This is a genomic window from Pseudomonas crudilactis, from assembly GCF_013433315.1.
Lineage (GTDB): Bacteria > Pseudomonadota > Gammaproteobacteria > Pseudomonadales > Pseudomonadaceae > Aquipseudomonas > Aquipseudomonas crudilactis.
Genome location: NZ_WXVV01000001.1, coordinates 413158 through 427375 on the forward strand (window position 1 = coordinate 413158; position 14218 = coordinate 427375).

The window sequence follows — 14218 nt, forward strand, 5'->3', positions numbered from 1 at the left end:
GGCCGATCTGCTCGATGCGCCTGTCAACCAACCATTTCGGCGGGCAGGACAAACTGAACAATCGCACCGCAGGGTTCGTTGGCGCAGGCCCAGAGTTGCCCGCCATGGATCTCGATGGTCGATCGGCAAATCGCCAGGCCCATGCCCAGGCCACTGGGTTTGGTGGTGTAAAACGGCGTGAAGAGATGTTCACAGGACTGCGCGCCGAACCCCGGCCCGGAATCGCTGACGCTGACCCATACCTGCCCCGTCTCCGTGATCTGCGTGCGCAAGCCCAGCGCTCTCTCGCCGGCACTTGTGCTGCCCATGGCCTCCAGCGCATTCATCATCAAATTGAGCACCACCTGTTGCAGTTCGACCCGATCGCCGTTGACCCGAGGCAACCCGGGCAACAGCTGCAAGTGAACCGCTACATCGCCCTTCTGGGCCTGACCGCGAGTGATTTCAATGACTTCGCCGATAACGTCGTTGAGGTTGACCGACTCCCTGGGTTGTGGCGATTTGCGGATCAGCCCGCGGATGCGCGCCAATACCTCACTGCCCCGATTGGCATCCTTGACGATACGTTCAAGGCACAATCGCACTTCCTCGATGTTCGCTGGCTGGGCGGTCAGCCAACGTACCGCCGCCTGCGCACTGGCGAGTGTCGAGGCCAGCGGTTGACTGACTTCGTGAGCGATCGATGCGGCAAGCTGGCCCATCGTCGCGACGCGACAGGCATGCGCCAGTTCCGCCTGAATCTCGCGATAACGCTGCTCGCTGGCGCGATTGCTGGCTTCGGCGAGTTTGCGCTCGGTCAGATCAAGGACGAACGCAACGCCCTGCTGCTGACTGCTTTCAAGTATGGCCAGACCGACGAGCGCCGGCAGGCGGCTGCCATCCTTCCTGAAGTATTGCTTCTCGAATGGCGGCGCGTGCCCGGTTCGCACAGCGTCGGCCATGGCCTTTTCGCTGACATCGCGAAACTCCGGCGGGGTCATTTCTCGCCACCGCACACGCCCCGAAACCACATCCTCGCGCGTGTACCCGACCATGCGCAGAAATGCGTCATTGGCTTCGACAATCTCGCCCTCAGTCGTCCAGAACAAGATGCCGATGATATCGGCGTCAACCAGACGGCGGATTTTCGCCTCGCGCACTGCAATATCACGGTACAGACGCGCATTGACCAGCGAGATGGCCCCCTGTGAAGCGACCAGTTTCAACGCTGCAATCCGCGTCGGGCTGAACACTCGCGAGCTCAGATTGTTCTCCAGGTACAACGCGCCGATCAGCTTCGCCTGGTGCATCAGCGGCAGGCACAGAACCGAGCGTGCGCAGTGCTCGATGACGTAAGGGTCGACGGCGAACGGCGGCTCGGCCAGCGCGTCATCCAGGAACAGATTCTCCTGGGTACGCAGCACATGGAAAAGGATCGACTGAGGTATCAGCGCCGCACTCACCGGCTCATCACGAAGGGCCAATTGCGTGGTGTCATCGCGGGTCGTCGCTTCGGCAACAATCCGCTGTTCACCGGCCTGCGTCAGGATCAACACACCGCGCTCGGCGCCCGCCTGTTCGATGGCTGTGCGCATGATCATTTCGATCAGCCGCTCCAGGACGATCTCACTGGACGCCGCTTGCGAGACCTTCAGCACTGTGGCGAGGTCCAGCTGTTCGACCGGTGTGGCGATTGTGGTGGTGGGCCCGAGTACCGGTTGTTCGACGCGCAGAAACGGATGGTCAGCCTCCAGTTGCCGAACCTTGCCCTCGGCTCCCCAGCGTCGATAGCCGTAACAGGCATCCTGCAGGTACATTCGGGCAATTTTTCCCAGGCCACGCTGCGTATAAAAGCGCGACGCCAGTTCATTGGCCAGAGCTTCGATGTGCAAAAAACCAGTGTTCTGCGCCAGATGAATAGCCTGTTCATAGGCCTGCTCGGCGTCCAGGTATCGGCCTTCAATACGTGCCATTTCACCGGCCACCAGCGTGGCGTGACTGGCGTAGTTCTGCGCGCAGAGATCAGCCCACACCTGCAGTTGCCGATGGTGCATGCCAATGTCTGCAAGGGATGCCTGTCGGGTTTTGGCAGAGGCAGCGCTGCACAGGCCGGCAGCTGTCAGGGCGCTGTAGAAGGAGTATTCGGCCTCTTCAATGAATGCGTGTGACGACCGCAACAACTTCTGAGCAATCAGGCCCGCTTGGGTGGCCGCTGGGTAATCACCCGCGAAATAGCTGGCTTGCAACCTGCGAATCGAACGCCAACAAGCGGACACCAGCGAGGTGGAGGTCTGGCGATGCTCGTTACCAAGGTCAGAAGGTGGCGCAGCTTCGAGTCGGCCGAAGGGTCGCGTCTGGCCACGCAGCATCTGGATAAACCCCAACTGTACTTCGATGAAATCGATGCCCAGACCAAAGCCTATTTTCCGGGCGTAGGCCAGACCGCGTTCGGCTTCGCCTTGCAGTTCGGCCAACGGTTCGCCAGTGGCCAACAGATTGGAGACCAGACTGTTACCGGCGAAAGCGCCAACCGGCAAATCGCCCGTGCGGTTGGCCACCTCGAACACTTGACGCAATGGCGCAACACAGGTGCGCACCGGTTGAACCCAGCGTTGGGCAAACAGCAAAAACGCCAGCTGAGTGCGCGCCTGATAACGTTCCAGGCCTCGCCGCTCGACCAGTCGACAGCCAAGCTCAGCGAAAGCCAAACCCGCCGGATAATCGGCAAAACGCCGTCCGGCGATCCTCGGAACGTTGGCATAGGCCACGCACGAAGCATCGCTATTGCCGTGCTCGATACTCAGGTTGATCGCCCGGCAGATAGCCAGGCCGGGAAGATTACCGTCCATGTGCAGCGCCGCCACAATCAGCTTGGACAACGCCTCAAGAGTGGCCAGAGCAACGGCGTCTTCCATGGGCGGCAGGTCGATCAACGCCTCGATGCTTCTGCCGCCGAGCTGACGCTCGATGCGCAGGTATTCGTCTTCCACCTCTGCGTCACCGGGATGTGCCGGCCAGTCGATGCCCAGATGACGCAGGAACGCCAGACAGACCGCCACCGCGTCGTGACTCTGATCCAGCATCAGGTAGAGATCGACTTGCAGGCAGGCGACCTGAGTGCGCTCAGGCAGTGTCAGGGCGCGCCGTGATAAGCGCTTCAAGCGCGCTTCGGCGGCAGGCAACTGCCGGGTGAGAAATTCGCACAGGGACCGGCCGGACTCCAAAGCGAACAGCAATTGACGCTGACACTCCCACCCTGTGTCCCCCAGCAGGTCTGAACCGAGGGCGAAATACTTCAGCGCCGATGCGTAGGCCGTCGAAGCCCGAGCGCGTTGCCCCGCCAACAGGTTCAACTGTGCCAGTTGTTCGCGCTCCTCCTGTTCGTCCATCAACACGGCGCCACGATTGAGCTGGCCAACGATCTCGAAAATCGCTTCTTCGCGCTTTCGTGCTGGCGTCCGCGCAACCAATATTCGACCGATTCGCAGATGGCTTTGCGCGCGCGATGTTTCTTCAATCAACAGATAAGCCGCTTCCTGAACCCGGTCGTGAACGAATCGATAGACGTTATCCTGACGCGTGATCAGTTCATGACGAACCGCTTCCCACAACTGTGAATGAATCTGCGAGGCAGCCACGCCTAGAACGGTTGAGAGCGTGGCGACGTCAGCGACGTTGCCCAGGCACGCCAACTGCTGCAAGACTTGCTGCGTCTGGGCGGGTAACCGCGCCAGTTTACCGATCATCAGATCGGCCACGTTATCGGTATAACCTTGAGCATCAATACAGTCTGCATCCCAGACCCAGCGTCGGACTTCATGGTCGTAGGCCAGCAGGCCCTGCTCGACGAGCGTTTGCAAAAACTGAATGACGAAAAAGGGATTGCCCGCCGTTTTGTCCAGAATCAATTGCGCGAGCGGCGCGATGCAGGAACGTTCGGACTGTGACGACTCCGCGAGCAACTGCTCGATGTGCGACCGGGCAAGGGGCGCCAGAGTCATCTCCTGCACCCGCCCCCCCGCCGTTTTTATCGACTGCAGCCGGGCCGTCAACGGGTGCGAGGCATCGACTTCATTACTGCGATAAGCACCAATCAACAGCAAATACTTCACGTCCGACCGGGTCAGTAGCTCCTCAAGCAAGTGGAGCGTGGCGAGATCCAGCCACTGCAAGTCGTCAAGAAACAGCGTCAATGGATGTTCGGCCCGGGCAAACACGCCGATGAATCTACGCAATACCCGCAGGAAGCGTCGCTGCGCCTGAGGCGGTTCAAGATCAGCGACTGCGGCCACTTCTCCGATGATCAACTTGAGTTCCGGGATCAGCTCCGTCATGAGCCACGCCTCAGCACCGAGCGCCGCCAGCAATTCCTCGCGCCAACCGGCCAACTCGGCGTCGCTTTTGCTCAGCAACGTGCGCACCAGGCTTTGAAAAGCCTGCACCAGGGTCGAATAGGGCACATCGCGTTTGTACTGGTCGAATTTGCCACAAGCAAACAGCCCGCGTGCCGGAATCAAGGTTTGATGCAATTCACTGACCAACGAAGACTTGCCGATGCCCGAATAACCGGAGATCAGCACCCACTCGGGCTGGCTACTGACCGTCATGCGTTTAAAAGCGGCAATCAGGGTCTCGACCTCGGATTCGCGCCCGTAGAGCTTCTCGGGAATCAGCAAGCGGTCGAACATCCCCCGTTCATCCAGCGCAAATTCGCTGATTGACTGCTGCCGTTGCCAGTGCTGCATACAGCGGCGCAAATCCTGCTCGACCCCGGTCGCGGACTGGTAACGCTCTTCAGCGGTCTTGGCCAGTAACTTCATGACGATCTGCGAAAGCATCTCGGGCACGGTGGTGACACGCACATTCGGTGGCATTGGCTTGCGCGCGATATGGCAATGCAACCACTCCATCGGGTCGGCCGCAGCAAACGGCAGCGAACCGGTGAGCATTTGATAGAGAGTGACGCCGAAGGCATAGAGGTCGCTGCGCGAATCAATCGAGCGATTCATCCGCCCCGTCTGCTCCGGGGCCATATACGCCAGCGTGCCGGACAACGTCTCGGGCGGTTCCGGTGCCTGTCGCTCGCGAGGCAATCGCGACGCCAGGCCGAACCCGGTGAGCCGTGCGTGACCATCGTCACAGTTGACCAGAATATGGGCAGGCTTGATGTCTTTGTGAATCAGCCCGCAGTTGTGCAGCTTGCCCAGCGCTACGGAGATGCTGATGGCCAACCGCAAAAAAGTCTCGGTTTGCATCGGCGCCGAGAGTAATTCGGCAAGCAGCACGCCACCGGGGTCTTCGAGCACCAGCTGCACTGTGCCATTTTCACGCAGCAACTCCAGCGGGCGAGCCGCCCACGGGCTCTGCAGTTCATCCTTAAATGAATACTCGTGGGCCAGGCGATCAAGGGTGGTGCGCCAAGGTTGCTCCGCTGCCGTCGAGGCAATGAGAACGTTCACGTCCAGACCGTCACCCGCACGTTTGCGCCGACAGAACATGCGCTCTCCGTCGTCCCACAGAACCTGCACACCTTCATTCATCGCCATCGCAGCCATTGGTAAATGCTTGATCATCGGACACCGTTACCTGGCTGCCAGCTGGCGCCATTGCTAACCGTAGCTGAGAGAAACGCGAAGAAAAAATCGACAGAAAATCTTTGCAGGAAAACCGATATGCGGCAATCAACCATAGGTGTTAGCAGAGGGGGCAGTTCAACGGATTGTGGTGCGTGCTCCCTGCGCAAATCAAAGATTGCCGCGAGCCCTGTCGTAGCACAGATCAAGCACCCGGGGATGAACATACGTTCATCGAAAACAGCGAGCAACGCGTCTACCCTGCGGGTTCCGACATAGTGACTACAGGAGTACCCACCATGTTCTCGCACGAAAGCATTCCACTGATTATCATCTTCATCATCATGTTGCTGGCCGTGCTTGTGGCCTTTCTGCACCCGGTTCATGCGTTTTACAGTTGGCTTCGCAGACGAAGGGAAAGATCTGCCGCCGAGATCGCGCGCGAGGCAGATTCGCGCTGACGTTTCGCCTGACAAGCCCGGCGACGCTCGGGCTTTTTTGCTTCCTGATCAGCGCAAACAAAAAACCCGGCGCCAGGCCGGGTTTCTTCGTTACTCTTCATCCGCGTGGCCAGATGGCTTATTGGCCTGTGTGCAATGATCCCGCAAGGGGTTGTTTGAAGGTGGAGGATATTGGGGGGGCAAATGTCAGATACATCATTCAAGCCGGACAAACTCGCCCTGGCGTTGATTTATCAAAATCTTGTAGCCGCCCTCACAGTCATATCGAACCGGGGAAAGACTGAATGATGTACAAAAAAGAAGGTGTGTAGGCGCGGATAAAGAAAAAGCCCCGTCAGGTCTATGCCAGCGGAGCTTTCTGATAGGTCTGGAGAAGACCTGAGTGCGTATATGGTGCCCGAAGCCGGAATCGAACCGGCACGCCCTTACGAGCGGGGGATTTTAAGTCCCATGCGTCTACCAGTTTCGCCATTCGGGCGGTAGCGCGGTTTTGCTCTCTTCAACCGCCGATTCGCAATCCTGACAGGATCGGGCTTTGGCAGCAGAGCGGGAAATATATACATCACTTCCCGGTGACGCAAGTTCGCAGTGGCCGCTTTTCAAAACTAAATCTTGCAGTGCACTGGAAATAAAAAAGCTCCGTAAATCATGGATCTACGGAGCTTGTTTATAGTGGAGGCCGAGGTCGGAATCGAACCGGCGTAGGTGGATTTGCAATCCACTGCATAACCATTTTGCTACTCGGCCTCAAAGCATTTGCTGTCAGTAGCACAACAACAAACACGTACAAACTGGAGCGGGAAACGAGACTCGAACTCGCGACCCCGACCTTGGCAAGGTCGTGCTCTACCAACTGAGCTATTCCCGCTTGGTGTGGCGCATTCTATAGATTTCAGAAGCCCCGTCAACCCTTTGATTCAAAAAAGTTTTATTTCTTTTCAACATCGGTTTTCAGATGTGGCCAGGCCGCGCGGAGGTATTGAACCATCGACCATAAAGTCAGGCCTGCGGACACCATCAACAATGCGTAACCCAATACCACCCAGAAGCTGAAGTCCTTTGGATTGGCCAACAGGATTACCAGTGCCAGCATCTGCGCAGCGGTTTTCCATTTGCCCAGGTTCGAGACTGCGACGTGAGCACGGGCGCCAAGTTCGGCCATCCATTCACGCAGTGCCGAAACGACGATCTCGCGACCAATGATGACGGCCGCAGGCAAAGTCAGCCACAGATTGCCGTGCTCCTGCACCAGCAGCACCAATGCCACGGCGACCATGAGTTTGTCGGCCACCGGATCGAGAAACGCACCGAACGGAGTGCTTTGTTCGAGGCGGCGCGCCAGGTAGCCGTCCAGCCAATCAGTCGCTGCCGCAAAGGCAAACACCGAGGCGGAGGCCATGTAACTCCACTGATAAGGCAGATAGAACAGCAAAATGAAGATCGGAATGAGCAGAACACGTAGAACGGTAATCAGATTAGGGATATTCATCGGCACAACTGGCTACGAGGTGAAGGGGCATTCTACTCGCTATGCAGGTTTGCATAAATCGACTCTGCGAGCTTTTTACTGATCCCCGGGGCTTTGGCGATCTCTTCGATGCTTGCACGAGTCAGCTCCTGCAATCCACCAAAATGTTTCAACAAGTCGCGACGTCGGGTCGGCCCGACCCCCGCAACGCCTTCCAGGGTTGACGTACGACGGGTCTTGCCGCGACGTGCGCGGTGTCCGGTAATTGCAAAACGGTGAGCCTCATCGCGGATCTGCTGAATAAGGTGCAATGCCGGCGAGTCACCGCGCAACGTAAACTCGTGCGCTGCATCATTCAGATACAACGTTTCGAAGCCAGCCTTGCGTGTAGCGCCTTTGGCGACACCCAACAAGATCAGATCCGGTACCGCCAACTCGTTGAGCACATCACGAGCCATCGAGAGCTGACCCTTGCCGCCGTCGACCAACAGAATGTCCGGCAATTTGCCCTCGCCTTCCTTGAGTTTGCTGAAGCGTCGCGTCAGGGCCTGGTGCATGGCAGCATAGTCGTCACCCGCCGTAACACCCTCGATGTTGTAGCGTCGATAATCCGATTTGATCGCACCTTCCGGGCCAAAGACCACGCACGAAGCGACTGTCGCCTCACCACTGGAGTGACTGATGTCGTAGCACTCCAGACGTTGTGGTGGCTCATCCAGCTTCAATACTTCAGCCAAGGCCTCAAAACGCGCGGCGGTGTGCTGACGATTGGCCAAGCGAGCGCTCAATGCCTGTTCCGCATTAGTAACGGCCAACTGCTGCCAACGCGCGCGGGTGCCGCGCACCCGATGACTGATGGCCAGTTCACGGCCACGCAGTTCATGAATCGCCTCGATCAATGTCGGAAAATCCTCGTGCACGACGTTGACGATAAGTTCGCTAGGCAAGTCGCGTTCCGGACTACTGATGAAGTACTGCCCGAGAAACGCCGCCATCACTTCAGAGACGTCTTCTTCGATCCCGACTTGCGGGAAGAAATTCTTGCTGCCCAACACGCGCCCGCCACGAACGCTGATCAGATGTACGCAGGCACCGCCCGGGTTGACGAATGCGGCGATGACATCGATGTCACCGGTGCCACCTTCCATGCTCTGTTGATCCTGCACCCGGCGCAGCAATGCGATCTGGTCACGCAACTCGGCGGCACGCTCGAACTCAAGGTTGATGGCGGCCTCTTCCATCGCCGTAGACAGCTCGTTAGTCAGCGCATGGCTGCGACCTTCAAGGAACATCACCGAGTGACGCACGTCTTCGGCGTACACATCCGGCTCGACCAGCCCGACACAAGGCGCTTTGCATCGCTTGATCTGATACTGCAAACAAGGACGGGTGCGGTTCTTGTAGTAACTGTCTTCACACTGGCGAACGAAAAAGGTCTTTTGCAACAGGCTCAGGCTTTCGCGGATGGCGCCGGCGCTCGGATAGGGCCCGAAGTATTTGCCCTTGGCCTTTTTTGCCCCGCGATGAATGCTCAGGCGTGGAAACTGACCGTCGGACAGAAAGACATAAGGGTAGGATTTGTCGTCGCGCAACAGGATGTTGTACGGCGGCCGCCATTCCTTGATCAGAGTCTGTTCAAGCAGCAACGCTTCGGTTTCGTTGGCGGTGATGGTCGTTTCGACCTGAGCGATGCGCCCGACCAAAGCAGCCGTTTTCGGCGCAAGACCCGTCTTGCGAAAGTAGCTCGCCAGGCGTTTCTTGAGGTTCTTGGCCTTGCCGACGTACAGCAGACGCGCATCGCTATCGAACATGCGATAGACGCCGGGGCGCCCGCTGACAGTTGACAGGAAAGCGCCGGAATCGAATGTTTCAGTCATGGTCAGAGGCTGGCATCAACCATGCCGTGACGAACCGCCAGAAGCGTCAACTCGACATCGCTGCTGATCGAAAGCTTCTCGAAAATACGGTAGCGATAGGTGTTGACGGTTTTCGGCGACAGACACAACTTGTCGGAAATGATCTGGACCTTCTGACAACCGACAATCATCAACGCGATCTGGATTTCTCGCTCGGACAAGGCGTCGAAAGGCGAATCGTTGGACGGTTGAAACGACTTGATCGCCAGTTGCTGGGCAATCTGCGGACTGATATAGCGCTGCCCGGCAAAAACCAGCCGAATGGCTTGCACCATCTCCGGCAAGCCGGCGCCCTTGGTCAGATAACCCGCAGCGCCAGCCTGCAGCAACCGCGTAGGAAAAGGATCCTCTTCGCACACCGTAACAGCGACCACTTTGATGTCCGGATGGCTGCGCAGCAGTTTTCGCGTGGCCTCCAGGCCGCCGATGCCGGGCATCTTGACGTCCATCAGCACCACATCGGGTTTCAACTCTCGGGCCTTGATCAGGGATTCTTCCCCGGATTCGGCCTGGCCCACCACCTGCAAGCCATCAATATCGGCCAGCATCCGTGTAATGCCTGTACGAACGAGATCATGGTCATCGACCACTAGCACCCTAATCAAGCAGACACCTCGCGATATGGTCTTATTGGGATGCCGGACACCTTAGCAAAAAGTGCCCGACAGACCTAGCGGAAAGCCGCATTTAAAAAGTTTCAATTAATCATTGAGGGCTTGCCGGCCGTGGGTTTCAGAGCACAGGTGTACTGATATCCAGCTGCATTCGCAGAAAACACTCGTCCTCGCCCTGTACACGTAGTCCTTTTCTTTCGTACAAGTTTCTTGCCGGATTATTTTCGAACACGGTAAGGCGCAGAGCTCGGCGCCTTTCTTTAACGGCTATGTCGATAACCTGATCAATCGCCCAGGAACCAGCGCCCTGCCCCTGAAACGCTTCAGCAATCTGCAATTCCCGAATGTAGAGTGCACGCAGATCCCGGCTGAGACTGAGAAACCCCAGCGCCAGCTCACCCCGCACTATCAGCCAGTTCTGTCGCCCTGGCCACGCTACGTCAAACGCTTCATCCTGCCATAACAGGTCATGGTGAATGTAGTAACGCAGCATGTTCTGACAGGTGAGATCGCGGGCAAATCCCAGGTCCTCTGGAGCGGCAAGACGTAAGCGGAATGTCATCGGGCTTGTGTAACAGGAACAACCCGTCCCTGCCATACACCTTCATTACGCTGAGCGACGACCAGAAGATCGCCCGTCCCCGGAGCTGCAACAATTAGCGAACCGTCTTCAGACCAGATGCAACTGCGCCCGGCGGATTGCCAACCGCCGGTCAGCCCACCGTGATTGGCCATTAGCACAGCCATCGAGTGTTGCCGGGCGTAGCCCTGAAGTATTGCCGTATCGACTGCGTAACCTTTCTCGCTGATCAATACACCGGCTGCGTACAGGTCAGCGCCCTGATCGGCGGCCGCCGCGGCATGGCTGGCATGCGTGAAATCGGCGCACACCGCCAACGCGACAACGTCCCCGTCAATATTCCGCGTCGGGCCACCGAAACCGGGTGCAAAAACAAGTTCCTCGCCCGTGTGCAAATGCTGCTTGCTGTACACGCCGAGAGAACCATCCGCGCCCAGAACCAGAGCGCCGATCAGCGCTGAAACACTGCCCTCCAACCGGATGGGCATACCGACAACGGCAGTTACCCCAAGCTTTCGGGCCAAATCCCTAAGAGGTTGCAACACGGCATCTTGCGGTTCGATCGCCAAAGCTGCGGCGGTTTCTCCCTCATAGCCAGTCAGCGACAACTCGGGAAAAACCAGTAGCTCAACACCCTGCTCCGCTGCTGCCTCAATGAAGCGGCAATGTCGGGCAATGTTCCCGGGGAGGTCGCCAGCAAGGGAGAGGCTTTGGGCAGCGGCAATGGTCAGTGTCGACACGTTTCATCCTTGGCAATCAAACAATACGCTGAGTGTCGCCACTCTTGCCCAAATCAGGCAATAGGCATCTTGTTGATAACGCGATAGCAATTTCTGATTGCTGAGCCACATCGGCCTCTAGTAAGCTCGGCCCATTCATCGGAGACAGATCATGTTCAGCACCCTTTCACAGCTTCGTACCGCCAGCGCCCTGCGCTCGGTTGCGGCTGTCCGGGTGAATGACGTTTGCGCTCCGGTCAGCTTTTATTTTGGGTATTGGTTTAGCCACTGGCGCGCCTGATACCCAAACGGCGCCCATAATAACGGGTCGCCTACCAGAGATTTCTCAACCCCCGGTCGGCCTCCCGACCGGGGGTTTTGTTTTTTCAAGCCCGAATTTTCAGTAATACACCAGACACTTTGAGGACTCACGAAATGAACTACGCCACTTATTACCGTTACGACAGCTTTAGCGCCTGGCGATTTACCAGCCTCCGCTCGGGACAGCCTGCCGCCTCCGATCGGTCACCTACAGGTGGCAAACACGCCCACATTGCCAATACGGCCAATTGTCGAACACCCCAGTAGGGCCGAGCGCGCGGGAAGAACCCGCCGCCAGCCCAGGAAGACCGAATATGAACTCGTCCGTTTCTGCTCTGCCATTGTCCACCCTCGATTGCGCCAACGAAGCGCTGACCGTGCGTCTGCCCAGTTCGTTGCAACTCAAACAGCAATTGCCCTTGAGCAATGCCTTGAGTCAACAAGTCGCCGCCCATCGCGAGGCGGTTCGCGCAATCCTCAACGGTGATGATCAACGTCTGCTGATAATCGTCGGCCCCTGCTCTATCCACGATCCCCAGTCTGCACTCGAATATGCCGGAAAACTGTCACGACTGGCCGAACAGGTCAGCGACAAAATGCTCCTGGTGATGCGAGCCTACGTCGAGAAGCCGCGCACTACCGTTGGCTGGAAAGGCCTGGCCTACGATCCGCATCTGGATGGCAGTGATGACATGGCCGCTGGCCTGGCACTGTCCCGTGAACTGATGCTGGAAATGATCCGCCTCGGTCTGCCCGTGGCGACCGAGCTGCTGCAACCCCTGGCGGCCGGCTACCTTGACGATCTGCTCAGTTGGGTTGCCATTGGCGCACGCACCACCGAATCTCAAATTCATCGCGAAATGGCCAGTGGTTTGAGCATGCCTGTAGGCTTCAAAAACGGCACTGACGGCGGCGCAGCCGTAGCTGTCGATGCCATGCGCTCGGCAGCCCATCCTCATCGGCATTTCGGAGTAGACAGCCAGGGTCACCCGGCGATCATTCAGACAGCAGGCAACCCTGATACTCATTTGGTCCTGCGCGGAGGTCATCACGGCCCCAATCATGATCGCGAGAGCATTGCCAGAATCCACGCTGACCTGAACCGACTGAAGGTCCCGAACCGGATCATGGTGGATTGCAGTCACGCCAACAGCGGCAAGGACCCATTACGCCAGCCAGGCATTTTCAATGAAGTCCTTGAGCAACGCTTGCAGGGCGATAGCTCTGTGATCGGCATGATGCTGGAGTCTCATCTGTTCGAAGGCTGTCAGCCGCTGAGTGCCTCGCTGCGGTACGGTGTATCGATCACCGATGGCTGTCTCGGCTTTGACGCAACGCAACAATTGCTGCTTGATGCAGCTCAGCGTATTGACGCACACCACTGAAATTGACGGCACCACCCTCCGGTCAAAGAACCGGAGGGTGGTCCGCTACAGCTACGCCTCCAGCCGGACCTGCGTCACCGCAGAGTCCTGACTGACATCATCCAAACGCTCAACCGTATAGGCAACACGCACGATCGAACCGTGATGCTCGCGCCAGAAGCGGTGTGGCACGATAAAGATAAGCGGCTTGCCGGCGGTTTCCCGCGTAATTTCGCGGTCATCGCGGTGATTGAATAAATCGCCATCACACTTGAGATAGACCAACTCGCCTTCTTGCGTCCGGGCATTGCCGATCACAACGGTGACGCCATCAATGCAATCCTGCACCAATAACACGCCATCCTCAGCTTCAAGCACATCGGGCGCGTCCAGTTGACCATGCAGCAAGGCGCTGATGAGAACTCTCGCAGGATCGGATTCGAGCACCGCCCCACCCTCTCGCTCGACTCGATAGCGTACCGTCACCTCGCCTCCAAGATGTGCTGCTATGTACTCACGCGGGATCCAGAATGACAAGGTGTCGGCAACAGCGAAGGCTTCGACCTTCAACCGATCACTGAATGATAGTGGCGAGGTGTCTCCAGACCACATCAACGCAATGTGGTCACCTGCCGTCATTTGGGCATAAGGCTGGAGAGTGACGAGAGCACCTTCCGTGACGCGTGCCGGATCCAGTGTCCCGGCGACTGCGTCCACAATATGAGGAGCCAGCAGTTGCGGCCGTGTATCACCGACAGACAATTGCACGCGCGCAGACGATGCGGGCTCGGTCAGGCCGGCGCTGAAAAGTGTCCAGTAAACCTCCAGTGAACCGCCATCCAGTGCAGCAATATGCAGCCCCTTGATCACGAAAATGATGTCTTTGCCAACCTGGGCCTCACTGACATGCCGCGTCATTTCGTGGTGATAGGCGAAGCCCTCTATATCAAGCCCTTCCCAGCGCAAAAGCAACTGATCGCCAGACGCCATGTTCGGATAAGGGGCAATACGGACGACGACCTTGCCCAGCGAAGGATCAAGTACGCGCCCTTCCCGCGCTTCGAGTGTCGCTGCCGGCAGCAACACTTTGGCGGCGAGAGGGCTGGCGGGGTGGCGCATCCGGTAGCAAAACTCGATTTCATGCGTGTTCATTGTTGGCTCCATGCCTTGGACTAACGCTGCCTTCATTGACGACGTCGACAGCCAACATTCAACGCGATTGT

The 14218-nt window shown here is 57.8% G+C and carries 9 protein-coding genes and 3 tRNA genes; 2 read left to right on the forward strand and 10 right to left on the reverse strand.

What is annotated here, in order from left to right:
* Window positions 1–23: 23 nt before the first annotated feature.
* On the reverse strand, window positions 24–5507 hold the full coding sequence (locus GTU76_RS01755; protein WP_180698006.1) for an AAA family ATPase: 5484 nt from the start codon (window positions 5505–5507) through the stop codon (window positions 24–26).
* Between the two features lie 344 nt (window positions 5508–5851).
* On the opposite strand from GTU76_RS01755, the gene GTU76_RS01760 reads away from it, so the two are divergent.
* The gene (locus tag GTU76_RS01760; RefSeq protein WP_016984201.1) at window positions 5852–6013 is read left to right on the forward strand and encodes a hypothetical protein; all 162 of its coding nucleotides are present in this window, start codon (window positions 5852–5854) and stop codon (window positions 6011–6013) included.
* Window positions 6014–6404: 391 nt separating this feature from the next.
* Here GTU76_RS01760 and GTU76_RS01765 read toward each other — a convergent pair.
* The 8 genes from GTU76_RS01765 to GTU76_RS01800 all read right to left on the reverse strand — a co-directional run bounded on the left by GTU76_RS01765 (window position 6405) and on the right by GTU76_RS01800 (window position 11331).
* A tRNA-Leu gene (locus GTU76_RS01765) sits at window positions 6405–6491 on the reverse strand.
* Window positions 6492–6686: 195 nt separating this feature from the next.
* Window positions 6687–6760 (reverse strand) — tRNA-Cys (locus GTU76_RS01770).
* Between the two features lie 45 nt (window positions 6761–6805).
* A tRNA-Gly gene (locus GTU76_RS01775) sits at window positions 6806–6881 on the reverse strand.
* A gap of 60 nt (window positions 6882–6941) precedes the next feature.
* Window positions 6942–7502, reverse strand: a complete 561-nt coding sequence (gene pgsA, locus GTU76_RS01780) for a CDP-diacylglycerol--glycerol-3-phosphate 3-phosphatidyltransferase (protein ID WP_016984200.1) — start codon at window positions 7500–7502, stop codon at window positions 6942–6944.
* A 32-nt stretch (window positions 7503–7534) separates the two neighbouring features.
* Window positions 7535–9358 (reverse strand): excinuclease ABC subunit UvrC, encoded by a 1824-nt coding sequence (uvrC, locus tag GTU76_RS01785; RefSeq protein ID WP_016984199.1) that lies wholly within the window; start codon window positions 9356–9358, stop codon window positions 7535–7537.
* Window positions 9359–9360: 2 nt separating this feature from the next.
* Complete coding sequence (gene gacA / locus GTU76_RS01790) at window positions 9361–10002, reverse strand: response regulator transcription factor GacA (protein ID WP_016984198.1); 642 nt, start codon at window positions 10000–10002, stop codon at window positions 9361–9363.
* 127 nt (window positions 10003–10129) lie between these two features.
* Window positions 10130–10573 (reverse strand): GNAT family N-acetyltransferase, encoded by a 444-nt coding sequence (locus GTU76_RS01795; RefSeq protein ID WP_180697928.1) that lies wholly within the window; start codon window positions 10571–10573, stop codon window positions 10130–10132.
* Entirely contained in the window at window positions 10570–11331 is a 762-nt protein-coding gene (locus tag GTU76_RS01800) for a nitrilase-related carbon-nitrogen hydrolase (RefSeq protein ID WP_180697929.1), read from the reverse strand. Before GTU76_RS01800 ends, GTU76_RS01795 begins: the two co-directional genes overlap by 4 nt.
* A gap of 614 nt (window positions 11332–11945) precedes the next feature.
* On the opposite strand from GTU76_RS01800, the gene GTU76_RS01805 reads away from it, so the two are divergent.
* Complete coding sequence (locus tag GTU76_RS01805; RefSeq protein ID WP_180697930.1) at window positions 11946–13016, forward strand: 3-deoxy-7-phosphoheptulonate synthase; 1071 nt, start codon at window positions 11946–11948, stop codon at window positions 13014–13016.
* 51 nt (window positions 13017–13067) lie between these two features.
* On the opposite strand, the gene GTU76_RS01810 is transcribed toward GTU76_RS01805, so the two are convergent.
* The gene (locus GTU76_RS01810) at window positions 13068–14147 is read right to left on the reverse strand and encodes a hypothetical protein (RefSeq protein WP_026000536.1); all 1080 of its coding nucleotides are present in this window, start codon (window positions 14145–14147) and stop codon (window positions 13068–13070) included.
* Window positions 14148–14218 lie beyond the last annotated feature (71 nt).